This is a genomic window from Bradyrhizobium sp. USDA 4472 (assembly GCF_054058595.1).
The window spans coordinates 2,902,233-2,926,554 of the sequence record NZ_JBSSAM010000001.1 but is presented as its reverse complement, the minus strand read 5'-3'; the positions used below and the strand labels follow the sequence as shown (position 1 = coordinate 2,926,554).

General features: G+C 63.7%; 19 protein-coding genes and 1 tRNA gene. 10 read left to right on the top strand and 10 right to left on the bottom strand.

Annotated elements, in window-relative coordinates; translation table 11 throughout:
* Nucleotides 1-17: 17 nt before the first annotated feature.
* Together metA and ACVWZ4_RS13350 are read right to left on the bottom strand one after the other, a co-directional pair.
* Entirely contained in the window at nt 18-1,019 is a 1,002-nt protein-coding gene (metA, locus tag ACVWZ4_RS13355) for a homoserine O-succinyltransferase MetA (protein ID WP_456700194.1), read from the bottom strand.
* 11 nt (nt 1,020-1,030) lie between these two features.
* Entirely contained in the window at nt 1,031-2,332 is a 1,302-nt protein-coding gene (locus ACVWZ4_RS13350) for an O-acetylhomoserine aminocarboxypropyltransferase/cysteine synthase family protein (RefSeq protein ID WP_456763394.1), read from the bottom strand.
* Between the two features lie 334 nt (nt 2,333-2,666).
* Between ACVWZ4_RS13350 and ACVWZ4_RS13345 the strand changes: the two genes are divergently transcribed.
* A complete protein-coding gene (locus ACVWZ4_RS13345) occupies nt 2,667-3,767 on the top strand; it encodes a cellulase family glycosylhydrolase (RefSeq protein WP_456790136.1) in 1,101 nt (366 codons plus the stop codon).
* Nucleotides 3,768-3,885: 118 nt separating this feature from the next.
* Here the strand turns inward: ACVWZ4_RS13345 and ACVWZ4_RS13340 are convergent, their stop codons facing one another.
* Together ACVWZ4_RS13340 and ACVWZ4_RS13335 are read right to left on the bottom strand one after the other, a co-directional pair.
* The gene (locus ACVWZ4_RS13340; protein WP_456700196.1) at nt 3,886-4,776 is read right to left on the bottom strand and encodes a LysR family transcriptional regulator; all 891 of its coding nucleotides are present in this window, start codon (nt 4,774-4,776) and stop codon (nt 3,886-3,888) included.
* A gap of 90 nt (nt 4,777-4,866) precedes the next feature.
* Complete coding sequence (locus ACVWZ4_RS13335; RefSeq protein WP_456736955.1) at nt 4,867-5,823, bottom strand: MurR/RpiR family transcriptional regulator; 957 nt, start codon at nt 5,821-5,823, stop codon at nt 4,867-4,869.
* A gap of 235 nt (nt 5,824-6,058) precedes the next feature.
* Here ACVWZ4_RS13335 and ACVWZ4_RS13330 point away from each other — a divergent pair, with 235 nt between their 5' ends.
* From ACVWZ4_RS13330 to ACVWZ4_RS13310, 5 genes are all read left to right on the top strand, one after another.
* On the top strand, nt 6,059-7,600 hold the full coding sequence (locus ACVWZ4_RS13330) for an ABC transporter substrate-binding protein (RefSeq protein ID WP_456740565.1): 1,542 nt from the start codon (nt 6,059-6,061) through the stop codon (nt 7,598-7,600).
* Between the two features lie 81 nt (nt 7,601-7,681).
* On the top strand, nt 7,682-8,626 hold the full coding sequence (locus ACVWZ4_RS13325) for an ABC transporter permease (RefSeq protein WP_456700198.1): 945 nt from the start codon (nt 7,682-7,684) through the stop codon (nt 8,624-8,626).
* Entirely contained in the window at nt 8,623-9,483 is an 861-nt protein-coding gene (locus ACVWZ4_RS13320; protein WP_456736953.1) for an ABC transporter permease, read from the top strand. Before ACVWZ4_RS13325 ends, ACVWZ4_RS13320 begins: the two co-directional genes overlap by 4 nt.
* A gap of 3 nt (nt 9,484-9,486) precedes the next feature.
* Nucleotides 9,487-10,461 (top strand): ABC transporter ATP-binding protein, encoded by a 975-nt coding sequence (locus ACVWZ4_RS13315; RefSeq protein WP_456700200.1) that lies wholly within the window; start codon nt 9,487-9,489, stop codon nt 10,459-10,461.
* 74 nt (nt 10,462-10,535) lie between these two features.
* Entirely contained in the window at nt 10,536-11,423 is an 888-nt protein-coding gene (locus tag ACVWZ4_RS13310; RefSeq protein WP_456763395.1) for an oligopeptide/dipeptide ABC transporter ATP-binding protein, read from the top strand.
* A 246-nt stretch (nt 11,424-11,669) separates the two neighbouring features.
* Here ACVWZ4_RS13310 and ACVWZ4_RS13305 read toward each other — a convergent pair.
* Nucleotides 11,670-11,759, bottom strand: a tRNA-Ser gene (locus ACVWZ4_RS13305).
* A 197-nt stretch (nt 11,760-11,956) separates the two neighbouring features.
* Between ACVWZ4_RS13305 and ACVWZ4_RS13300 the strand changes: the two genes are divergently transcribed.
* Complete coding sequence (locus ACVWZ4_RS13300) at nt 11,957-12,298, top strand: hypothetical protein (RefSeq protein WP_456740458.1); 342 nt, start codon at nt 11,957-11,959, stop codon at nt 12,296-12,298.
* Nucleotides 12,299-12,342: 44 nt separating this feature from the next.
* Here ACVWZ4_RS13300 and ACVWZ4_RS13295 read toward each other — a convergent pair whose 3' ends face one another.
* The 3 genes from ACVWZ4_RS13295 to ACVWZ4_RS13285 form a co-directional block, all read right to left on the bottom strand.
* Complete coding sequence (locus tag ACVWZ4_RS13295; protein WP_456700203.1) at nt 12,343-13,806, bottom strand: trehalose-6-phosphate synthase; 1,464 nt, start codon at nt 13,804-13,806, stop codon at nt 12,343-12,345.
* 223 nt (nt 13,807-14,029) lie between these two features.
* Nucleotides 14,030-14,851, bottom strand: coding sequence for a trehalose-phosphatase (gene otsB, locus ACVWZ4_RS13290; protein WP_456700204.1), 822 nt, complete (start codon nt 14,849-14,851; stop codon nt 14,030-14,032).
* Nucleotides 14,852-14,854: 3 nt separating this feature from the next.
* Nucleotides 14,855-16,342, bottom strand: coding sequence for an MFS transporter (locus ACVWZ4_RS13285; RefSeq protein ID WP_456700205.1), 1,488 nt, complete (start codon nt 16,340-16,342; stop codon nt 14,855-14,857).
* Nucleotides 16,343-16,471: 129 nt separating this feature from the next.
* On the opposite strand from ACVWZ4_RS13285, the gene ACVWZ4_RS13280 reads away from it, so the two are divergent.
* Nucleotides 16,472-16,843 carry a DUF3175 domain-containing protein gene (locus ACVWZ4_RS13280; protein ID WP_456736949.1) on the top strand — a complete coding sequence of 124 codons (372 nt, stop codon included), beginning with the start codon at nt 16,472-16,474 and terminating at the stop codon, nt 16,841-16,843.
* 2 nt (nt 16,844-16,845) lie between these two features.
* Here ACVWZ4_RS13280 and ACVWZ4_RS13275 read toward each other — a convergent pair whose 3' ends face one another.
* Both ACVWZ4_RS13275 and ACVWZ4_RS13270 read right to left on the bottom strand, forming a co-directional pair.
* Nucleotides 16,846-18,879, bottom strand: a complete 2,034-nt coding sequence (locus ACVWZ4_RS13275; RefSeq protein WP_456740457.1) for a methyl-accepting chemotaxis protein — start codon at nt 18,877-18,879, stop codon at nt 16,846-16,848.
* A 148-nt stretch (nt 18,880-19,027) separates the two neighbouring features.
* Nucleotides 19,028-21,067, bottom strand: a complete 2,040-nt coding sequence (locus ACVWZ4_RS13270; protein WP_456736947.1) for a methyl-accepting chemotaxis protein — start codon at nt 21,065-21,067, stop codon at nt 19,028-19,030.
* A 330-nt stretch (nt 21,068-21,397) separates the two neighbouring features.
* On the opposite strand from ACVWZ4_RS13270, the gene ACVWZ4_RS13265 reads away from it, so the two are divergent.
* Together ACVWZ4_RS13265 and ACVWZ4_RS13260 are read left to right on the top strand one after the other, a co-directional pair.
* Nucleotides 21,398-21,883, top strand: a complete 486-nt coding sequence (locus tag ACVWZ4_RS13265) for a (2Fe-2S)-binding protein (protein ID WP_092231135.1) — start codon at nt 21,398-21,400, stop codon at nt 21,881-21,883.
* Nucleotides 21,884-21,967: 84 nt separating this feature from the next.
* Nucleotides 21,968-24,310, top strand: coding sequence for a xanthine dehydrogenase family protein molybdopterin-binding subunit (locus ACVWZ4_RS13260; protein WP_456700209.1), 2,343 nt, complete (start codon nt 21,968-21,970; stop codon nt 24,308-24,310).
* Nucleotides 24,311-24,322: the final 12 nt, after the last annotated feature.

Here is a 24,322-nt window from a genome sequence, read left to right as displayed (position 1 = left end):
GAACCAACGGCCCCAAATCAGCGCGCGAGCAACGGAGCATCCGTGTCCGCACCGAGATAATGCAGCCAATTGCGGAAAAGCGCTGCGGCGGCGCTGCCTGCGGCAATGTCCGTACGCAAAGTCAGTGCGGGCAGCTCGTTGGTCAGCGCAGGATGGCGCTGGTGCTTGGCGCGCTTTTCGAAGCGCGCCAGCTTCGCTTCGGTCGCTGCGTCAAAATAGCCCACCGGCAGCGCGGGATAGACCTCGCGCTCCCTGGCCAGGTAGCGGCCGATGTCACGCAGATATTCCCGCTGCAGCGAGAGCGCGTCATACTCAGGGTGGCCCTGGAAGAACACGAACCGGCTGGCGTATTGCCTGACGAAGATGTCGACGCCGGCCCGGGCCGACCGGGTCAGCACCTGATAGCCGGCCCGCGCGAGATCGTGCTCCGTGACTTCGTTCAAGCGTGAATGCGAGACCTTGAGCGGCGCCGGCGCATTGCGCGTCAATGCGTCACTGTTCACCGTCTCGCAGTCGAAGATGCCGTGACATTTGGACGGCAGCCGCCGTCGTCCGATGCGATCAAGATGCAGCACCGCCGCATGGGCGGCGAGGCATGACCAGATCGTCGAACGCGTATTGATCCTGGCCCAGTCGATCAGCTCGGTGAGATCGCGCCAGTACGGCTCCTGGTCGAGCTCAGGTGCGACCGGCTCGGCGCCAGTCACGATCAGCCCGTCGAATTTCTGACGCCTGAGATCGGAGAGATCGCAATATTCGCTCTCGACATGCCATTTCGCTTCCGGCGAGCGCTTGACCGACGGCAACGAAAAGCAACGGAAGCGGATGCGGCGCGACCCTGCGGCAGCCTGGAGCAGTCTCATGAACTGCCGCTCGGTCGCCTTCAGCGCCGCATCGGGCATATTGTTGATCAACCCGATGGTCAACTCGGCGCCGCCGCGATCGCGCGCGAGATCACCCTCTGCCGGAACCAGCGCCGGGCTTGCGATACCTTGATCCCTGGCGATCAAGACGCTCATCGACCGTTTGCCTACTCCGCGGCCTGGAGACGCGCAGCCGGGCAGGCCTTTTCCAAGGCTTGGTCGATGTCCTCGATGATGTCGGAGGCATGCTCGATCCCGATCGAGAGGCGGATGGTCTCGGGCAGCACTCCGGCGATGCGCTGATGCTCCGGCGGCATTTGCCGGTGCGTGGTCGAAGCCGGGTGGCAGGCCAACGACTTGGCATCACCAATGTTGACAAGGCGAGTGATCAGCTTCAGCGCGTCATAAAAGGTCTTGCCGGCTTCCATGCCCCCCTTGATGCCGAACGTGAACAGCGATGAAGCATTGCCGCCGAGGTATTTCTGGACCAGCGGATAGTATGGGCTGTCCGGGAAGCCCGTGTAGTTCACCCAGGCGACGCGGGGATCCTTGCGCAGGAATTCGGCGACCTTGCGGGCGTTCTCGCAGTGGCGCTCCATGCGCAGCGCCACGGTCTCGATGCCCTGGAGCAGCAGGAAGGCGTTGAACGGCGACAGCACCGAGCCCATCGTGCGCTGATAGACGCTGCGCGCGCGCTCGATATAGGCGGTCTTGCCGAAGCGCTCGGCATAGACGAGGCCGTGATAGGACGCGTCCGGCTCATTGTAGGCCGGGAAGCGGTCAGCATGCGCAGCCCAGGGGAAGTTGCCGGAATCGACGATGGCGCCGCCGAGCGTGGTGCCGTGGCCGCCCAGGAACTTGGTCAGCGAGTGCACGGCGATGTCCGCACCGTAATCGAACGGCTTGAGCAGGATGGGCGTGGCAACCGTGTTGTCGACGATCAGCGGCACGCCATGCGCATGCGCGACCTTGGCCAGCGCCTCGATGTCGCAAACATTCCCGGCGGGATTGCCGATGGTCTCGGCGAACACGGCGCGGGTGTTCTCGTCGATAAGCTTTGCGATTGCATCAGGCGCGTCGCTCTCGGCGAAGCGGCCCGTGATGCCCTGGCGCGGGAGAATGTGGGAGAGCAGCGTGTGCGTCGTGCCGTAGAGCTGCGGCACGGACACGATGTTGCCGCCGTGGTCGGCGACATTGACCAGGGCGAAGTGCAGCGCTGCCTGGCCGGTCGCAACCGCGAGTGCACCGACACCACCTTCGAGCTGTGCGATGCGCTTCTCAAGCACGGCGCTGGTCGGATTGGCGATGCGGCTGTAACGGAAACCTTCGGCCTCGAGATTGAAGAGCGCCGCGCCGTGGTCGGCGCTGTCGAAGGCGTAGGCGGCGGTCTGGTAGATCGGCACGGCGACCGCGTGCGTGGTGGCTTCGGGCTCATAGCCGGCGTGAATAGCGATCGTCTCGTTGCGCATCGTACCACCTCCGCATGGAGCGGGCCGCACTCATTGGCCTGTATGAGGCATGTGCGTTGTCCGTCCCTTCTCTGTTAGAGGCGGGGGGTAAAGCGGACAATAATTCGCTTAGACATCGAGGAAGTAACCCTAACGATTGTTGGTGAATTGGCTAAAACCTGAATCAATTTGGATGAAATGGGAACAGGTCAGACCATCGTCTCCAGGCGCGTCCGCATGATCCCGCACGGCTATGGTCGGCCGCCGGCCCGCATTCATCCCCCGTACATGCGAGTTCGGCACCATGGCGCGTGCAACGTCGCTGTGGGGAAAGCCCTGATCGATGTACAAGAAAATGGTGCTGCCGCCCAACCTTGCCATCATGTTGCGGGCTCTCGCACGATTGAGCCTCGCATTCACCCTGTTTGCGCCGCCCACCGCTTTCGCTGCCCAGAACGTCACGCTCAAGGGCCGCGAGTTCTTTCTCGACGGCAAGCCGTGGCTGCCCAAGGGGATCGATGTCGAAGCGCTCAATCGACCGCTCGGCAATTACGAGTCCGCGTCCCTGCAGGAATTGGCGAAGCAAGTGCGCCAGTATTGGGGGCCGGCGGAAATCGGGGCGATCAAGAACGTCTTTGGTGCTCAGGCGATTCGCCTGACCATCAGTCAGCCTGGACTTGATCCACAATCAGCCATCTACTCGGCGGCCTATCGTGACCAGGTGCTGAAGGTCATTCGGCAGGCACGCGCCGGCGGCTTTGTCGTCATTCCGAACATGGACGCACAGGGCGAAAATGGCGTGCCGAACCTGCCTTGCATGCCCAACGACAGCACGACGCGGGCCTGGAAGACGCTTGCTCCGTCTCTCATCAATGATCCCGGCGTGATGTTCGAACTGTTCAACGAGCCGTGCCGGGCCAACTGGGATCAGGCGCGCAAGGAATGGGCGAGCGAAATGCAGGTCCTCGTCGATATGTTCAGAGCGATGGGGGCTCGCAACATCCTGCTGTTGGATGGACTGGGCTACGCGCAATGGACGAATGACCTGTTCCCGCTCGTGCACGACTCCTTTCCCGATCGGCTCGCCCTGGCCGTCCATCCTTACCTCGACGGCTTGAAGAAGGAGCCGACGGCGACGCCGGAATCCTATTTCAGCGCGCACTTTGGTCGGGACGCCGCCAGCTATCCGATCATCGCCACCGAATGGAATGCAGTCGAGACGAACGGTTGCGTCGATGGACCGCTGCCTGAAATCGCCCTGTCCCTGGTGCGCTATCTTCAGCACATGCACATCGGATTGATCGGCTGGGCGATCGATTCCGAACACGGCAAGCTGGTCAAAGACCACATTCATTTCGAACCGACCAACTACGACGATTTTCAGGGATGCTCGGGCAAGAACGGCCCGAACATCTCGGGCGCCGGCCGGCTGCTGGCCGCGTTTCCGAACAATTGATGCCGTTTCATCGAACCAAGCCCCATGTAGCGGATGCGGACGTGGCTCACGTCCTGCGCCACCACAGGTCACCGAAAAGCTCTTCGCCGGGCTGAGATGCCGCGGGCGAGGCCGCGTCCTAATCGATGAAAGCCGCGAGTTCCTCGGGCGTGCCGGAGGGGAAGGCATTCTTCAAGAAATCGAGAAACGCCGACACGCGGGCGCTCAGCAATCTGCGTGACGGGTAAAGCGCCCAGAGCGCGATTTCCGGTCCCTCGACATCGCCCCAATGGATGAGCCTGCCGGCGCTCAGATCATGACTGACGAGCGACACCGGGAGGCGCGCGGCGCCGACGCCGGCGCGGACGGCATCGCGAATCATGATGAGCGACGACAGGCGAAGCACCGGAGCGGTCGTGATCCGGACTTTCCTGCCCCGTGCAGTCACGTCCCAGGCAGGGTTCAGATCACCTGCCCCCCGCACGACGGCCGGAACGGCGCGATCGGCCTTCGGCCTCCTCAGGTCGGGGCCGGCGACGACCACCAGCCGGTCCCGCATCAGAACCCGTCCGACGAGCGTTTCATCCGGATCCGGATTGACCCTGATCACGAGGTCGTAGCCTTCCTCGATCATGTCGACGGAACGATCCTCCGTCGTGACCTCGAGCCGGACATCGGGGTATTTCAGCGCGAAGCCGGCGGCGAGCTTTCCCATTGCTGTCTGCGAGAACAGCAGGGGTGCACTGACCCGCAGCCTGCCTCGCGGCTTGTCGCTACCAGACGAGATCGACGCCGTCGTGTCATCAAGTTCGGCGAGCAACGCAGCGGTCCGCTCATGAAGCGCACGCCCTTCCTGCGTGAGCTTCAACGTGCGCGTTCCGCGCTCGAAGAGACGCAGGTCAAGGCTGCTCTCCAGTTCGGAGACGCGGCGAGAGAGCGTCGCCTTCGGCCGTCCAGACGCCCGGGCGGCCCGCCCGAAGCCTCCGTGCCGCGCGACGAGGTTGAAATCGGCGAGTGCCAGCAAATCCATGTCGTTCCACCAATGAGACGCCTTGTTGTTTTGTAGCGCATTCGGAGTTGCAGGCGGATTGCGATCGTAACCGGTGGCAGCCGCGCAGCTTCAATCGCCGAGCGGCCCATTCGAGTTGCCATCCGTGCCCTTCAGCAACTCGTATTTGATCCGCCGCATGCGGGCCTGCGCCTCGAGCGGCTTGCAATAGGCGGTCGAGGCGGCGAGCAGGTCGATGGCAGCGAGAATGGCATAGCGCGAGGCGGTCGGCTTGAGCGCGTCAGGCGCCTCGGGCACGTGTACGCCCAGCACGATATCGGCGATTGAAGCCAGCCGACTTCGCGGCTTGGTGATCGCGACGACAAGGGCGCCATATTGCCTGGCAATGGCCGCGGCCTCGATCACCTCCTTCGCCATCCCGGTCGTCGAAATCGCAACGACGACATCGTCCTGGCCGAGCGTCGCCGCGATCATGCGCATCAACCGGGGATCGGAGGCGTGGGAGACGGCGATGCCAAGGCGAAAGAACCGATTCTGAACCTCTGCTGCAGCGAGCGTCGAGCCGCCGCCTACGCCGAAGGCGGCAAGCTTCGAACAGCGGGAGATGGCTTCGGCGGCCTTCTCGATATCCTCTCTCGCCAGCCCTTCTTCGGCAGCCGCAATGGCGCGACGGATTTCCTGAAACACCGAACGCCAGAGCGCCGGTCGCGCCAGATCCGTCCCGACATGCGGGGGTGGCTCGATGTAGATCCGTCCAACCGCCATGGCTTGCGCCAGCCTGACCTTGAAGTCACGGACGCCGCGGCAACCGACAGAGCGACTGAACCGCGTGACGGTGGGTTCGCTGACGCGGCCGCGGCGGGCGAGCTCGGAATTGCTGGCGTGAATGGCAAATTCGACATCAGCCAGAACTACCGTCGCGACGCGTTGCTCCGATGGGCTGAGACCCGGCGCACTTTGTCTGATGACGGAGAGGATATCGCCGAGGACCAATTCCTCGCGGCTCGGCTGGGTCGCTGCCGCCGTTCGAGCGGTTCTCGCCGGGTGAATTCGCTTCGCGCGCGGCATTGCCCGCCTTCCTCGACCCCACATCGACCCGCGCCCGTTGGCCGGGAGCTCTCGTAAGAAACTTACTAAACAGGCCCGGCCGCGGTTCGCCTTTCGAACAATCCAGGCAATTTTAGGCTTGAAAGCTAGCATATCCTGTATGTAGCTTTCAAACAAAGGATAACGTGTTGCGGCACCCATGGCTGCAGCATGTCCGCTGCCTGCGATGGCGGTGGACCAGACGGGAGTGGTGAACATGAGACGCGCTCTCAATGTTTTGGCGCGTGGCGCCGTCGGGTTAACCGCCGCCTTGCTCCTGGTGACGCAGGCGAGCGCCGCCACACTGCTTCGAGAAGCCACCGTCGGTGAGCCGCCGCCGCTCGATGTCATGTTGACGACAGCGGACGTCGCATCCGTCATCGGCCGCCACGTCTTCGAGACGCTGTATGCGCTGGACTCGACCTACACGCCACGCCCGCTGCTGGCCGAGAGCGCTCGCGAGGACGACGGCGGACGGACCATCGTCATCAAGCTCCGCGAGGGCGTTCTCTTCCACAACGGCAAGGAAATGACCGCAAAGGACGTCGTCGCCTCGATGAGGCGCTGGGGTAATTACGGCGCACGGGGCAAGCTCCTGATGGCGACGGCCAGTTCCGTCGAGGCGACCGGGACTTACGAGGTCACGTTGAAATTGTCGGCACCGAATGGCGCCTGGAAGACACTCGTTGCGGACGTCAATGGCGGGCTCGCGATCTATCCGGAAGAGGTTGCAACCAATGCCGGCAATCGACCGATCGAGCAGAAGGACTATATCGGCACCGGTCCCTACAAGTTCGTGGAGTGGCGGCCGAACCGGTATGTCGAGGTCGAGAGATTCGACGGCTACAAGCCGGTGAAGGACAAGGCCGACGGCTTCGCCGGCGCGCGCGTCGCCGTGTTCGACAAGATCCGGTTCATCCCGGTGCCCGATGTCGGCACGCGGGTGAGCGGCGTGCAGGCGGGCGACTATGACTATGCGGAAATGATCTCCGGCGATCTCTACGAATCGCTGAGCAAGGACGCGTCGGTCCAGGTGCAGCGGACCAATGCGCCGATCTTCGGCCTGTTCTTCATGAACTCCAAGCAGGGCATCCTGAAGGAGAATTACAAGCTCCGCCGCGCCATCCAGACCGCGCTTGACAAGTCGCAGGCCCTGCGCGTGGCCTTCGGCCCCAAGGACCTCTGGAATGCCGAGGGATCGATCTTCCCCAAGGGCACGCCTTGGTACTCGAGCCAGGGTGTCGCCAGCTACAGCCCTCACGATCCAAAGAAGGCCGCGGAGCTCGCCAAGCAGGCGGGCTACACGGGGGCTCCCATCCGCCTCCTGGTCTCGACGAACTACCAGGCGCACTATGACGAAGCCTCCGTCTTCACCCGCCAGCTGGCCGACGCCGGAATCAATGTTCAGATGATGGTCGTCGATTGGGCGACCCTCCTGAAGATGCGAGGCCAGCCCGAACAATGGGACATCTTTGTCACCCACCATTCGTTCTCGGCCGACCCGCTGCTCCTCACATTCCTGAATGCGAGTTATCCCGGTTGGTGGGACAGCGCCGAGATCAGCTCGCTTCGGACAGAGTTGATCAGCTCGACCGATCCGGCCGCACGCAAGGCGACATGGGACAAGATCCAGGCGCTGATCTATGATCAGGTGCCGGTCATGAAGGTGGGCGATGCCTACACCTATGACATCGCCTCGCCCAAGCTCAAGGGGCTCAATCCGAACGGCCCCGCCTTCTGGAACGTATCGGCGAAATAGGGAGGGCGGGACGAAAGCCCTGGGGACGATGAGCGCCCGCAAGCGTCGCGCGTCGTCGCCGTTGATCAGCCGCACAATCACATGTGGTCATTTGCACTCAAGCGCGCGGGAACGACGGCGGTGACGCTCGTGGCGGCGTCGGTCATGATTTTCGCCTTCATCCATGTCGTGCCCGGCGACCCCATCTATGTCTTGCTCGGCGACACCGCGACGCCCGACCAGATCGACGCATTGCGGCATCAGCTCGGTCTCGATCAACCGATCATCCTGCAATATCTGACCTGGGCGGGCCACGTGCTCGAGGGCGACCTCGGGCGATCGATCTTCTTCCAGGCGCCCGTCACTTCGGTGATCGCCGATGGCGCCGAAACCAGCGTCCTGCTCGCCACTTTGACGATGATCTGGGTCGCGTTGATCGGGGTCCCGGTCGGGGTGATTGCAGCAGTCCGGCACGGCACCTGGCTTGACCAGGGCCTGTCGGGCGCGGCGATGCTGATGGCCTCGATCCCAACGTTCTGGGTCGGGCTCTATCTGATCCTGATCTTCGCCGCCTGGCTCGGCTGGTTTCCGAGCTCCGGCTATCCTTCGATCTTCGAAGGCGGCGTGATCAACCTGCGCTATCTCGTTCTTCCCAGCCTGGCGCTGGCGGCTCCGAATGCCGCGCTGATCCTGCGGCTGACGCGCGCCAGCATGCTGGATGTCTCGCGCGAGGATTACGTGCGCACTGCCCGAGCCAAGGGAATCCGGCCATGGCAGGTGGTGCGCCGACACATCCTGCGCAATGCGCTGTTGGCCGTCGTCTCGGCATTCGGCTTCACCTTCGCGGCGCTGCTCTCCGAAGCCGTGGTGACGGAAACCGTGTTTGCCCTGCCGGGCATCGGCCGCCTCGTCGTTCAATCGATCCTGCGCCGCGACTACCCGGTGATTCAGGGCGTCATCCTGGTCATCGTCGTCGCCTATCTGCTGATCAACTTGCTTGTCGACCTCAGCTACCGTGTGCTCGATCCCAGGGTTGAACTGCAATGAGCCGCGACGCCGCGATCCTTTGGCTGAAGCCATTCATCGCCCGCCCGATCGCGCTGGCGGGACTGGGCATCCTCTCGACGACGGTGCTCGCTGCGCTCTTTGCACCCTGGCTGTCGCCTTACGATCCCAATGCCATCGATCCGGTGATCCGCCTGACGCCGCCGAACGCGATCCATTGGTTCGGAACCGACCAGTTCGGCAGGGACACCCTGTCACGCGTCATCCACTCTGCGCGAATGGCGCTGCTGATCGGATCTGGCGTGGTGCTCTTCGCCCTCGCGACGGGCGTGCCGGTCGGCATTCTGTCGGCCCTTTTCCCCCGTCTTGGTCATCTGCTGATGCGGATGGTCGACGTCCTGATGGCGTTCCCGACGCTGCTGCTCGCGCTCGGGCTGATCGTCATACTGGGGCCGAGTTTGACAAATGCCATTCTCGCCATCGGGCTCGGCTACATGACGACAACGACGCGCATCGTTTACGGCCTGACGCTGCGCCTGCGCGCCGAAACCTATGTCGAGGCATCCCGCAGCATGGGCGCCGGGACGATATGGCTCATCGGCAAGCACATCCTGCCGAACCTGATCTCGCCGCTTCTCGTCCAGGCGAGCTTCGTCTTTGCGTTTGCGCAGCTTGGCGCGGCGTCACTCGATTTTCTCGGCCTCGGCGCCCCGCCGGAAATTCCGAGCTGGGGCAACATGCTGGCGGAATCCCGCACCTTCATCACGCGCGCTCCGTGGCTGCTTTTTTTCCCGGGCATGATGATCGTGGCGACGGCATTCTCTCTGAACCTGGTCGGCGACGCCTTGCGCGACCGGCTCGATCCGCGGTTCCGTCAAGTCTTTGGCGAGAAGGGCTAGGCCGTGCTGACGGTTCGAGATCTCACGGTGTCATCGGGGCCGGCGACCGAACCGGTCGACATCGTCGCCGGTGTATCCTTTGACGTGGCCAAGGGCGAGATACTCGGTCTCGTCGGCGAGTCCGGCTGCGGCAAGAGCATGACCTCGCTCGCGGTCATGGGCTTGCTGCCGCAGCCCGGTCCGCGGGTTCGCGCCGGGCGGGTCGAGCTCGACGGCCGCGACGTGATCCAATTGCAGCCCTGGCAGCGCGTCGAAGCGGGGCACGGTCGCACGGCCATGATCTTTCAGGAGCCGATGACCTCGCTGAACCCGGTTCGCCGGATTGGCGATCAGATCGTCGAAGCCGTGCGGGTGCATGACAAAGTCTCCGCTGCCGCGGCGCTCTCCCGGGCGCGCGAGCTTCTCGAACTGGTGCGCATGCCCGACCCCGGAATGCAGCTGGCCGCCTACCCGCATCAATTGTCCGGCGGTCAGCGCCAACGGGTCATGATCGCGATTGCGCTGGCCTGCAGGCCTCAGGTTCTCATCGCCGACGAGCCGACCACCGCTTTGGACGTCACCATTCAGGTCCAAATTCTGGGCCTCCTGCGCGAGCTCTGTGGACGGCTCGAGATGGCGATCTTGTTCATCACCCACGACATGGGCGTGATTGCGCAACTCGCGGACCGCGTGGCCGTCATGTATGCCGGCCGGATCGTGGAAACCGCAGGGGTCGATGCGGTTTTCGGCAGTCCCCGCCACCACTATACGCGTGGATTGATGGACTGCATGCCGTCGCGAAACGCCGGCGCGCGTCGCCTGCCAACCGTATCGGGTCAGCCGCCGGCGCCCGGCGCGATAACGGCGGGCTGCGTTTTTGCTCCGCGCTGCGCAGCCGCGCGCGAACAGTGCCACGTGATGGCCCCGTCCCGCGTTCAGGTCTCGCAAGGGCACGACGTGCTCTGCGCCTTCCCGTTGAAAGGTGGAGAACCGGCGTGAGCGGGGACGACATTCTGCACGTGCGGGATCTCAAGGTTTCCTTCGCCGTCAGGCGCGCCGGCCGGAAATACCGGGTGCAGGCCGTCGACGGTGTGTCGCTCTCGTTGGCCAAGGGCGAGGTGCTCGGGATCGTCGGTGAATCCGGTTGCGGCAAAACCACCCTAGGCAGGGCCATTGTCGGGCTGGTCCAGGCCAACAGCGGCAGCATCAGGTTCAAGGGCGTCGATGCAATCGGCGCCGGCGGGACCGTCCGGCGCGCGATGCATCTGAACGTCCGGATGGTTTTCCAGGACCCCTACGCATCGCTCAATCCGCGGCGAACGATCGGGGACTCGGTGGCCGAGGCCGGAGACATCAACGGCATCTTCAGGGATCGTGCCGAGCGAAGCGCCATGATCGCCGAGACGTTGGCGGCCGTCGGTTTGAACCCGTCTTTCGCCGCTCGCTATCCCTACGAGCTGAGCGGCGGGCAGCGTCAGCGGGCCGGTATCGCCCGCGCCATCCTGCCTACGCCGTCCATCGTCATCGCCGACGAGCCGGTCTCGGCCCTCGACGTATCCGTGCAGGCGCAGGTCTTGAATCTGATGATGGACCTGCGTGAGCAGCTGCGGCTGTCGATGCTCTTCATTTCCCACGACCTCGGCGTGATCGGACAGATCAGCGAGCGCGTCGTCGTGATGTATATGGGTCGCGTCGTGGAGCGAGGCAGGACGCGGACCGTCCTGGATCATCCCTTGCATCCTTACACACGCTCGCTCATCGCAGCCATTCCGCTGCCGGATCCATCGAAGCGGATCCTCGGCGCGATCGAAACCAGCGAACCACCAAGCCTCTTCACGCGGCCAAGCGGCTGTGCTTACGCTGCCCGGTGTCCCCTGGCCAGCGACCGCTGCCTGATCGACGTTCCGGAGCTTCGCTCCAGCGGCAATGACGAGAGAGCACTGGCCTGCCACAACGTTTAGATGAGCGCGTCCACGGCTGCCCAAGCGCGTGAATTGCGGTGTGGCGTACCGACTCTGAGCGACCCGGGAGATAGGTGACAACTGCCGTACCGAGCGCTACCGGGGCTCAACGCGCTGCCATGCCGGCCTGCCAGAAATGACTTCGGCCTGGAGCGCAAAACCCCTGCCCCCCGTTCGGCACGAGGTTGTCAGCCATGTCTTAGGTACGACCTGTTACCGATGTCTCCGGGCTGGACACCGCGCCAATGGCGGAGAGAGTGGGATTCGAACCCACGGTACGGTTTCCCGCACACACGCTTTCCAAGCGTGCGCCTTAAGCCACTCGGCCATCTCTCCGGAGCGCCCCTCTCTTGAAGGGGCGCCGGTGATTTTGCAAGGGATCGCGGGGAAATCGGGTGAATTTTCTGCAACTCATTGTATTCACAAACGATTCTCGGCTGCCACGCGACCGCCCGGAAGCATCTTTTGGCTGAACCGAGGGAGGGTTTGGTGCGACGATTCACTTGAAATCGCCAAACAGGACCGGGGACGCCATGACCATCCGCAAGACCATCGCCGGGTTGAGCCTGATTTTGACCCTTGATGCGACCGTTCCAGCGTCCGCCAACGCACAGGCCTGCATCCGACAGGGCGTCGACGTGACGTGCGATGACGGGCGGCGCGGGGTGCTTTCAGGCGATGCCATCCTCTGGCCAGACGGGACCCGCTCCAGCTCCACGCCGCACCAGAGCGTAATCATCGGCAACAAGAGCTCCGTGCATATCGGGCCAGGCGTGTTCGTCGGACAGGGCAAAGGCATGGTGCCGATGGATGATCCGAACGCGCCGAACAAACGGCAATGCGCGATTCTGGATGGCGTCTCGTATTGCTATTGAGGCTTACCGCTCCCCGCAAGAACGAGGAGAGGTCGCAGGCGCGCTTAGATCAATCGCACACCCGAGATCGCCGACTTCAGCCAGCGCAGCGCCTGCGGCGGCTGTGCGGCGAGCGGCGCAGCAGCGATCTTCCCGGTGCGGCACTTCTCCAGCTCGGCGACGAAATCCGACGACCATTGCTGGATGGTGTGTCCGCGTAACGTCTTCATCATCGCGTCCCAGCGCATCTTGCGCTCGGTGAGCGGCATCGCGGCAGCGATCGCGATCGCACGGGCCATGCCGTCGATGTCATGCGGATTGACCAGCAGCGCGGTATCGAGCTCATTGGCCGCTCCGGCGAATTTCGACAGCACCAGAACCCCGGGATCGGCCGGGTTCTGCGCGGCGACATATTCCTTGGCAACGAGATTCATGCCGTCATGCAACGGCGTCACCACCCCGATCTGCGCCGTGCGATACAGGCCCGCGAGAACAGCCTGGCTGAAGCCCTTGTTGAGGTAGCGGATCGGCGTCCAGTCAACCTCGCCATGGCGGCCGTTCACGTCGGTGACGAGGCGCGCGACGTCGTTCTGAAGATTGCCATAAGCCTCGATGCCGCCGCGCGACGGGTTGGCGATCTGCAGCAGCGAGATGCTTCGCGCGAACTGCGGCTGGTCGGTCCAGAGCCGATCGAACGCGCTGATGCGGTTGACTAGACCCTTGGAATAATCGAGCCGGTCGACGCCGATCGCGAGCCGCTCACCATTGAGGCTGCGACGCAGCCGCGAGACGTCGGGATGCGAGGCCGACTTCGCGGCATAGGCGGCGAACTTCTCCGCGTCGATGCCGATCGGGAACACTTCGCAGCGCGTGCGGCCGTACTGCGAGAGCACGACGCCGTCCTCGACGACGAGACCAAGTTCAGCGCCGGCGTAGGCAAGGAAATTCTCGCAGTCTGCTTCGGTCTGGAAACCGAGCAGATCGTAAGCCAGCATCGCCGTAATCAGCTCGCGATGATTGGGCACGCCCTGCATCACCGCAGTAACCGGCCAGGGCGTGTGCAGGAAGAAGCCGATCGGGTCATCGACGCCGAGATCGCGCAGCTCCGCGCCGAGCGCGAGGAAATGATAATCCTGCACCCAAAACGCAGTCCGGGCTTTTCGGAAGCGCATCAGGGCACGCGCCATGAACGCGTTGACCTCGCGATAGCTGACATAGTCGTCGCGCGAGACGCGGATCAAATCGCTGCGCGAATGCAATGCCGGCCACAGCGCCGAGTTTGCGAACCCTTCGTAATAGCCGCCGTAATGTGCCGACGGCAGATCCAGCGTGGCAATCGCGCCGGAACCCAGCGCTTCGATCTCGGCGAACGGTTCCTTCTGATGGCCGTCGCGCACGCGACCGGAGGAACCCACCCAGATGGCCCCCGAATGCTCCACGACGGGAAGCAATGCGGCAGCGAGGCCACCCGTCATCGGCTCGTTAGGCTTACCGCGGGCAACTCGATTTGAAACGACAACCAAGTTCACAGGTCGTCCCCTCCTGTTCATTCCACCCGTTTAACTGCCGTTCATCAATATGGTTCCGGTCATCATTTCTACGAAATGAAACCAAAGTCAGGCGCGTGCGTTGGAACCAGTTTTCTTGAGGGAACCCGGCGATTTCATTCGAGAAAGACAGATTTCGCGCAGCATGAATGGTGCACGCAAGGAACTGCCCCGCGAGACAATGTGGCTGCGCGGTGATGCTGCCTTATTGCAGCCTTGTATCGTCGAGCAGGCGCGCAAGGAACGCGCGCACATCGTTCGGCGCATCGAAGTGACCGTTGACTCCGACGGCGCGCCGACCCACGGAGAAAGAAAGACCGTTCATGTCCGGCATGATGGCGAATACGGTTTCATCCGTGACGTCGTCGCCAATGAAGATCGGACGGCGCCCCCTGAATGGCTCATGCTTCATCAGCTCGCGCACGCCAGTCGCCTTGGTGAAACCGGAATGCTTGATCTCGCAAACGAACTTGCCGGGCAATATTTCGATCGGCGCATTGGGCAGATCCGCCCGGATCAGCGAGACGGCTTCGTAGATCGCCTTTTCGGCGTGGGGCGCGAGGCGGTAATGCAGCGCGAGCGAATAGCCCTTGTCCTCGAGCAGAATGCCGGGGCTGAGCTTTGCGATCGCCGCCAGCCGGCGCTTCAGCTCCTTGTCCATCGGCGGCGCGTGCACGTCGTCGGCTTCGTTGCCGACCGACAGGCGCATCTCCGCACCGTGACCGGCAACGGCGCGAAAGACGTCGGGCGCGAAGATCAGGTCGATGTCGTTGAGCGAACGCCCGCTGACCATCGCCAGCGCGCCCGAGGTGCGCTCCGCTAGCCGGTTCAGCGTCTCCGACAGGCCCGGCGGCACCCACACCTCGCGCGGCGTCGGCATCAGATCGAGCAGCGTCCCGTCGATATCGAGGAGGATCGCGGTTTCGTTGAGATGCGGGACGAGTGCATGAGGCACCGGCACGGCGTCGGGCGCTTCTTCATCCGGCATGGCGCGGTTCTGTTCCAGTTCAGCGAGTTCCGATTTCATAGTCTACTCCATAGAAGCGAGCGGCCGCGCGATTTGTTCGAGCGATTTCCGTTCCGCGGAGATGGCGTAGCGCCACGCCACGATCGCAGCCGCGATCATCAGGAATGCCCCCAGCAGATAACCGGCGAACACGCTGTTGCGTGACCCCGTATCGATCAGCGCGCCGAACAGCGCGGGACCAACGACGCCCCCGATGCCGGTGCCGACCGCATAGAACACCGCGATCGCCAGCGCGCGCACTTCGAGCGGGAACGTCTCACTGACGGTGAGATAGGCCGCACTCGCGGCGGGCGAGGCAAAGAAGAAGATCACCATCCAGGCGATGGTCTGCCCCTGCGCACTCAATGCGCCGATCGAGAACAGATAGCCGGACAGTGCCAGCAGCAGGCCCGAGACGCCATAGGTGAACATGATCATGGCGCGCCGGCCGAGCGTGTCGAACAAACGGCCGAGCAGCAGCGGACCGAGGAAATTTCCCGCGGCAAACGGCAGCAGGTACCAGCCGACGTGATCGGCGCTGATGTCATAAAAATCCGTCAACACCAGCGCAAAGGTGAAGAAGATCGCATTGTAAAAAAAAGCCTGGGCGACCATCAGCGCGAGGCCGACGAGCGCGCGCTGCCGATAAGTGCCAAACAGCGTGTGCACGACTTCGCTGATCGGAGTGTGATCGCGCATCTTTAACCGCATCTTGGGGAAGCACCGGTCGCTCGTCTCCTGATCGCGTCCGATCACCGAACGCTCGATGTCGTCGACGATCTCATGGGCCTGGTCCGGGCGGCCATGGATCATCAGCCAGCGCGGGCTTTCCGGAATCCACATCCGCATCAACAGCACGACGAGGCCGATGGTCGCGCCGATGAGATAAGCGAGGCGCCAGCCGAGATCCGGGCTGATCACAGCCGGGTCGAGGAGCACGATGGCTGCGACGGCGCCCATCGCCGCGCCGATCCAGAAGCTGCCGTTGATGACCAGATCTGTCCAGCCGCGATAGCGCGCAGGCACCAGCTCCTGGATCGTCGAGTTGATCGCCGTGTACTCACCGCCAATGCCGGCGCCAGTGAGGAAACGGAACAGCGCGTAGCTTGCGATATCCCACGACAGCGCGGTTGCGGCCGTCGCGGAGAGATAAAGTGCGAGCGTGATGAAGAACAATTTTTTTCGGCCGATGCGATCGGTCAGCCAGCCGAAGCCGAGCGCGCCGAGCACGGCACCGGCAAGATAGGCCGAATTGGCGATGCCGAGATCGAGGTTGGAGAAGTGCAGCGTCGGGCTCTGCTTCAGAGCGCCCGAGAGCGCACCGGCCAGCGTCACCTCGAGCCCGTCGAGGATCCAGGTGATGCCGAGCGCCAGCACCACGCGGGTATGAAAGCCGCTCCAGGGCAGCGCATCGAGCCGGGCGGGAATGCTGGTCTCGACGATGCGATCGGCCGCGACCACCGCCGGGATCGCAGGTCCATTCTTCAGCGCTGGGCTCTGCTGCAATTCCATCGCGTTGCTGGGGTCGTGGTATCCGGCATTCCGCCTGCCACCTGCGACAACGTCTGCGGCATCTGCCGGTTCCCGCGGGAACCGTGCCCAATACCGGTCGTTTCCGCTTGAGCCGCAAGGAATGGGCGCATGGCTCGCGTCAGAAAGACGACACATTCGCGCAAATCCGCGACGCGCAAGAAGACCAGCGCGAGGCACAGCACCGCACGCAAAGTCGCAAAGCGCGCGGCGCCAAAACGCTGGTCACAGCGTGTGACAAAGGAAAGCGATGCGCTCGACCTCGAGCGCGGCGTGTTCACACTTACGAGCCCACGGAAGATCGCGATCTCATTGAAGCGCTCGGCCGAGCATAGTTCGCGCCGCAAGACGGGCGCCTATCGCTCCGCGCTATCGATGCTGACGTTCTATATCAACCGCGCGGGCAAGACGTTGCCGAAGACGCAGCGCGAGCGGTTGGAGAAGGCGAAGCTGGAGTTAAAGCGGGCGTTTGGGCGGGCGTGAGCCTACGCCGCGCGGATGTTCGCCATGAAGCGATCGAGCTCGGCGCGGAGGCGGGTGCTTTCGGACGACAGCGTCCTGGCCGAGTGCAGCACCTCTTCCGAGGCCGAACCGGTTTCGGCGGCGCCACGATTGACCTGGCCGATGTCGGTCGCGGCGGTCTGGGTGCCCTGGGCGACGTTCTGGACGCTGCGGGCGATCTCCTGCGTCGCCGCGCCCTGTTGCTCGACCGCGCTCGCAATCGAGGTCGAGATCGACGAAATCTTGCCGATGGTCGTGCCGATCTCCTTGATTGCAGCGACCGATTCGGCAGTCGCGCCTTGCATGCCCGTGATGTGCGAGGAGATCTCGTCCGTAGCTTTTGCCGTTTGGCTCGCCAAGGACTTGACTTCACTGGCAACCACCGCGAAGCCGCGGCCGGCTTCACCGGCGCGGGCCGCTTCAATGGTGGCATTCAGGGCGAGAAGATTGGTCTGCTCGGCGATCGCCGTGATCAGCTTGACGACTTCGCCGATCTGCTGGGCGGCATGCGACAGTTTGCCGATGCGGCCGTCGGTTTCCCTGGCTTGTACCACGGCGGCCTCGGCAATACGGCTGGAATCGCGGACCTGACGGCCGATCTCCTCGACCGACGCCGACAATTCCTCGGTCGCCGTCGCGACCGACTGCATGTTGTTCGAGGCCTGCTCGGATACGCCGGCGACCTGGCTCGACAGGGTCTGCGTGGTCTCGGCGGTGCGGGTCAGCGTCGACGCTGACGCTTCAAGCTGTACGGCGGATGCCGAGACGTTCGACACGATAGCGCCGACCGCGGTCTCGAAGTCGTCGGCGAAGCGGATCAGCTCGGAGCGGCGAGCAGCGCTCGCCTCCTTGTTCTGGGCTTCGCTGGCAGCGGCATCGCGCTCGGCCTTGGCCACCGCCTGAACCTTGAACTCCTCGACTGCACCGGCCATCTCGCCGATCTCGTCCTTGCGGCCGAGCCCAGGCAGCACGACGTCGAAATTGCCCGAGGCAAGCTCGCGCATCGCCTTGCACATCGCGATCATCGGCCGCGAGATGCCGTTGCCGAGCATCAGGGCCAGCGCCGCGCCGATAACAAGACCACCGAGCGCCAGCATCAGAATCAGCCGCTCGATCTCCCCGATGGTCGCATTGGCACTCGTCTCGATGCGCAGCTGATCGGCCGACAGGTCCGACCGCAACTCGCCCGAGAGCTTGAGGATCGACGCCGCCGTCTTCGTCATCTCGCCGTTCGACTTGACGATGAGCTTCACGTTCTCCGACAGCTTCGCAAAGGACGCGCGGTATTGCTTCAGCAGATTGCTGATCTCGGTGACGCGGTCGGTGATCTTCTGGTCGTTGGCGTAGATGGAGACCAGAAGCGTCTCCAGAAACTTGATGCGAGCGACCACGCCGTCGGCGGTCTTCGGTTCCGGCTTGGCAACGAAGGCGCTGACCGAGGTGGAGACCGCGAGATATTGCGACGTGATGTCCTTGGCCGTGGTCTGGACCGAGTTCAGGCCCGCCAGCGCCGCGGTATCGGCGAGATCGTCGAACTTGAAGCGGATCTTGTTGCCGACGCCGTTCAGCTCATCGGACGCGATCTTGTTGTTCTCGCGAGTCAGCGTGATGATGTCGCCGAACACCTTTGTGAAGCGCCGGAAGTCGGTGTCGAGCATCTCAACCTGCTCGCGGCGCGCCGCGCCTGATGTGGCCGACATCGACTTGGCGATCGCGGCCTTCAGATTCTCTTCGGCTGCCATGGCGGCCTTTTCGTCGTCCGCTGCGCCGGTCAGCGTATAGGCCCGGGTGAGCCCCTGATAGTTGATCAACTCGCGATCGACGGTCCGCGCCAGATCTGCTTCGGCCACACTGGCCCGGTAGGAGGCGACGGCGCCCGCGATCCGCTCGAAGCTGAAATAGGCAAATGCCATGCTGACGGCGAGAATGGCCAGCACGGCCACGAAGCCGAGGATGATCTTCGCACGAAAACGCAAGGTGAAGGGCTTCGACGAGTTCTGCTTCGACTTGACCGACATTTCCCCCACCCCATTCCATTCGCGGAAAACCAGGCGCGGCCGGGGGCAGCCCGCCCCCGGCTCAAATGCATGGTAAATGGCAAACCATAAGCCACGGTAAATTGACCGCGCCGCAACTTAGGTGACGCGGGGTTGCCGAACCCGAGCTTTACGCCGCGCGGATGTTCGCCATGAAGCGATCGAGCTCGGCGCGGAGGCGGGTGCTTTCGGATGACAGCGTCCTGGCCGAGTGCAGCACCTCTTCCGAGGCCGAACCGGTTTCGGCGGCGCCACGATTGACCTGGCCGATGTCGGTCGCGGCGGTCTGGGTGCCCTGGGCGACGTTCTGGACGCTGCGGGCGATCTCCTGCGTCGCCGCGCCCTGTTGCTCGACCGCGCTCGCAATCGAGGTCGAGATCGACGAAATCTTGCCGATGGTCGTGCCGATCTCCTTGATTGCAGCGACCGATTCGGCAGTCGCGCCTTGCATGCCCGTGATGTGCGAGGAAATCTCGTCCGTGGCTTTTGCCGTTTGGCTCGCCAAGGACTTCACTTCACTGGCAACCACCGCGAAGCCGCGGCCGGCTTCACCGGCGCGGGCCGCTTCAATGGTGGCATTCAGGGCGAGAAGATTGGTCTGCTCGGCGATCGCCGTGATCAGCTTGACGACTTCGCCGATCTGCTGGGCGGCATGCGACAGTTTGCCGATGCGGCCGTCGGTTTCCCTGGCTTGTACCACGGCGGCCTCGGCAATACGGCTGGAATCGCGGACCTGACGGCCGATCTCCTCGACTGACGCCGACAATTCCTCGGTCGCCGTCGCGACCGACTGCATGTTGTTCGAGGCCTGCTCGGATACGCCGGCGACCTGGCTCGACAGGGTCTGCGTGGTCTCGGCGGTGCGGGTCAGCGTCGACGCTGACGCTTCAAGCTGTACGGCGGATGCCGAGACGTTCGACACGATAGCGCCGACCGCGGTCTCGAAGTCGTCGGCGAAGCGGATCAGCTCGGAGCGGCGAGCAGCGCTCGCCTCCTTGTTCTGGGCTTCGCTGGCAGCGGCATCGCGCTCGGCCTTGGCCACCGCCTGAACCTTGAACTCCTCGACTGCACCGGCCATCTCGCCGATCTCGTCCTTGCGGCCGAGCCCAGGCAGCACGACGTCGAAATTGCCCGAGGCAAGCTCGCGCATCGCCTTGCACATTGCGATCATCGGCCGCGAGATGCCGGTGCCGAGCAGGAAGGCCAACACCGCGCCGAGCAGCGTGCCGCCAACGGCGAGCATCAGGACCAGTTCCTCGGTCTTGCCGATGGTCGCTGCCGATTCCGAATCCAGCCGCTGCTGTTCGGCCACCAGATCCGCCTTCATGGCAGTGGCGCCTTGAAGGATGGCGCCCGCCGAGCCGCTCATCTCGGTGACGAGATCGTCGACCAGCTTGGCGTTGGCGATGAGCTTCTCCAGCGCTTCACGGTAGGCGGCGAGGATGGTCTTGGCGTCTTTCAGGCCGGAGACGATCTTGTCGTCCATGGAATAGACCGCCCCAAGCGAGTTATCGACGAATTTCAGCCGCGCCAGGGCACTGCTCGCGATCGACTGGTCGGACGTCAGCACGAAATTGGTCGCCGCCGCGCTCGCGGTCTGGAACTGGGCGTTGACCTGCTTGGTGCCGAACTCGATGGCCTGCGCCTCGGAATCGGAGGCGTTGTTGCCGATGTCGTCGAGCTTGTATTTCAGCAGATTGGCCTGCCGCGTGAGCTGGTTCTGCACCAGCAGCGTGCTGTCACGCTTGGCCTGGAGGACCTTGGCGAAGGTGGCGGAGAAATTCGAGAACTCCTTGGCGAGCTTGTCGAGGCTGTCCTGCCGCGCCGGGGCCTTGGCGCTCTTGACGGCCTGATCGATCGCGTTTTTCAGGCCCGCCTGCGCCTCCAGCGCCGCCTTGGCGTCGTCTTCCTTGCCGGTGACGACGAAAAATTTGGCGGCTGAGCGGTAGGCGAGCAGCTCGCGGTCGATGTTGCGGGCGAGGTCGGCCTCCGAGACGCTGCTGCGGTAGGAGCCGACACCGGAGGAGACCCGCTCGAAGCCGAAATAGGCAAACGCCATGCTCCCGGCGGAGATCACCAGCACCGCGGCAAAGCCGAGCATGATCTTGGCGCGGAACCGGAGGGTCGGAAATATGCTGCGCTTAGACGGCGACGCGGTACGCCCGGACATTCCTACCCCCATTATTGCCTTCAACCGCGATCCGGAGGCGCCCCGCCCCCGGACCTGGATGCGCAAAACTAGGGCACAATCGATAAAAGGCGGTAAATTCGTCACGCCCGTGCAATTCCAGGTGACGTCGGAGAACGAGCGACGGATGGAAATGACGGCTGGCATCCCAGCCATCTTGTCGCCAGCTCCGCCTTTTCCAGGCAAGTTATTGCGCCTTCGTCCGGACCAATGACTTTTCCATGACCGGCGCGACCAAAATCTTAGTTGCAAAGTTCCGGGTCGCTGTCTCTAATTAGAAACAATCAAAATCATCCCGGGAGGATCACAACCGTGTCTACAGTCAAACTGACGGTGAACGGCAAGGCCGTCGCTGTCGACGTCGAGGACCGCACGCTGCTGGTCCATCTCTTGCGCGACCACCTCAACCTCACCGGGACCCATGTCGGCTGCGACACCAGCCAGTGCGGGGCCTGCGTCGTCCACATCGACGGCAGGGCCGTGAAATCCTGCACCATGCTGGCCGGCCAGGCTGATGGTGCCAGCGTCACCACGATCGAAGGCATCGCCAAGGGGGACGAGCTGCATCCGATGCAGGCGGCCTTCCGCGACAATCACGGCCTTCAGTGCGGCTATTGCACCCCGGGCATGATCATGTCGGCGATCGACATCGTGCACCGCCATGGCGGCCAGCTCGACGAGACCACGGTCCGTCACGAGCTCGAAGGAAACATCTGCCGCTGCACCGGCTATCACAACATCGTCAAAGCCGTGCTCGACGCAGCCGGACGCATGAAGGTCTCGCAGGCGGCCGAGTAAAGCGGCTCGCCTCGAAAAAGGAACTACCGCTGCCGCTTTCGAGGGAAAGCGCGGTCGAAACAATTCCGGTCGGGAGGACCAGACATGGGTGTTGAAGGCATCGGCGCGCGAGTCGTGCGCAAGGAAGACAAGCGTTTCATTACCGGCAAGGGCCGGTACGTTGACGACATCAAATTGCTGGGCATGACCCATGCCCATTTCATCCGCAGCCCGCACGCGCACGCCAAGGTCAAGAAGATCGATTCGTCCGCGGCGCTGAAGATGCCGGGCGTGGTCGCAGTGCTCACCGGAAAAGAACTCGTCGACGACAAGGTCGGCAATCTCATCTGCGGCTGGGCCATCACCTCCAAGGACGGCAGCCCCATGAAGATGGGCGCATGGCCGGCGATGGCGCCGGAGACGGTGCGCTTCGTCGGTCAGGCCGTTGCCGTCGTGATTGCCGACAGCAAGAATCTCGCACGCGACGCGGCTGAAGCCGTCACCGTCGATTACGAAGAGCTCCCGGCCGTCGCCGACGTTCGCGCTGCGATCAAGTCGGGCGCACCGCAGCTTCACCCCGAGGCCCCCGGCAACCAGGTCTATGACTGGGTGATCGGTGACGAGGGCGCGACCGATGCCGCCTTCGCCAAGGCCGCCAATGTCGTCAAGCTCGACGTCACCAACAACCGCCTCGCGCCCAACGCGATGGAGCCGCGCGCGGCGATCGCCGATTACGATGCGGCGGAGGAGCACTTCACGCTCTATACGACCTCGCAAAACCCACACGTCGCCCGCCTCGTGCTGTCGGCGTTCTACAACATCGCCCCCGAGCACAAGCTGCGCGTGATCGCCCCCGATGTCGGCGGCGGCTTCGGTTCGAAAATCTTCATCTACCCGGAAGAGATGGTAGCGCTGTGGGCCTCCAAGAAGGTCGGCCGTCCCGTGAAATGGACCGGCGACCGCACCGAGGCCTTCCTCACCGACGCGCATGGCCGCGACCACGTCACCCACGCCGAGATGGCGTTCGACGCCAACAACAAGATCACCGGCCTCAAGGTGAAGACCTACGCGAATTTCGGCGCCTACATGTCGCTGTTCTCGTCGTCGGTGCCGACCTATCTCTATGCGACGCTGCTGTCGGGCCAGTACAACATCCCGGCGATCCATGCCGAGGTGATCGGCGTCTACACCAACACCACGCCGGTCGATGCCTATCGCGGCGCGGGCCGTCCCGAGGCGAGCTATCTGATCGAACGTCTGATGGAGACGGCGGCTCGGCAGTTGAACGTCGATCCGGCCGCGCTGCGCCGGACCAACTTCATCACCCAGTTCCCGCATCAGACGCCCGTGATCATGGCCTATGACGCCGGCGACTTCAACGCCTCGCTCGATGCCGCGATGAAGGCTATCGACTATGCCGGCTTCCCCGCACGCAAGGCCAAGGCGAAAGCCGACGGCAAGCTGCGCGGCATCGGCGTGTCCTGCTACATCGAAGCCTGCGGCATCGCGCCGTCGAAGGCGGTCGGCAGCCTCGGTGCCGGCGTCGGTCTGTGGGAATCCGCGGAGGTGCGCGTCAATCCGGTCGGCACCATCGAGATCCTCACGGGCTCGCACAGCCACGGCCAGGGACACGAGACGACGTTCTGCCAGCTCGTCGCGGATCGCCTCGGCGTTCCCATCAGCCAGGTCTCGATCGTCCACGGCGACACCGACAAGGTGCAGTTCGGCATGGGCACCTACGGCTCGCGCTCCGCGGCCGTTGGTCTCACCGCGATCCTGAAAGCCATGGAGAAGATGGAATCCAAGGCCAAGAAGATCGCAGCCCATGCGCTCGAAGCCTCCGAGGCCGACATTGTCATCGAGAACGGCGAGTTCAAGGTGACAGGGACCGACAAGGCGATCGCGCTGCCGATGGTCGCGCTCGCGGCCTACACCGCGCACAATTTGCCTGACGGGATGGAGCCGGGCCTGAAGGAGAGCGCCTTCTACGACCCTTCCAACTTCACCTTCCCGGCCGGTGCTTACATCTGCGAGCTCGAGGTCGATCCCGGAACCGGCAAGACCTCCTTCGTCAACTTCGTGGCGGCCGACGATTTCGGCCGGCTGATCAACCCGATGATCGTCGAAGGTCAGGTCCATGGCGGCCTTGCCCAGGGCATCGGGCAGGCATTGCTCGAGCACGCGATCTACGATGCCAACGGCCAGCCTGTCACGGCCTCGTTCATGGATTATTCCATGCCGCGCGCCGACGATCTGCCCTCGTTCAATCTCTCCCACACCACGACGCTCTGCCCGGGCAATCCCCTGGGCATCAAAGGCTGCGGTGAGGCCGGCGCGATCGGCGCCTCCGCCGCCGTGATCAACGCGATCACGGATGCGATCGGCAAGAACAACCTGGAAATGCCCGCAACCCCTGACCGGGTGTGGCGCACGATCCACGCGGCTTAAGAGGAGGAACGA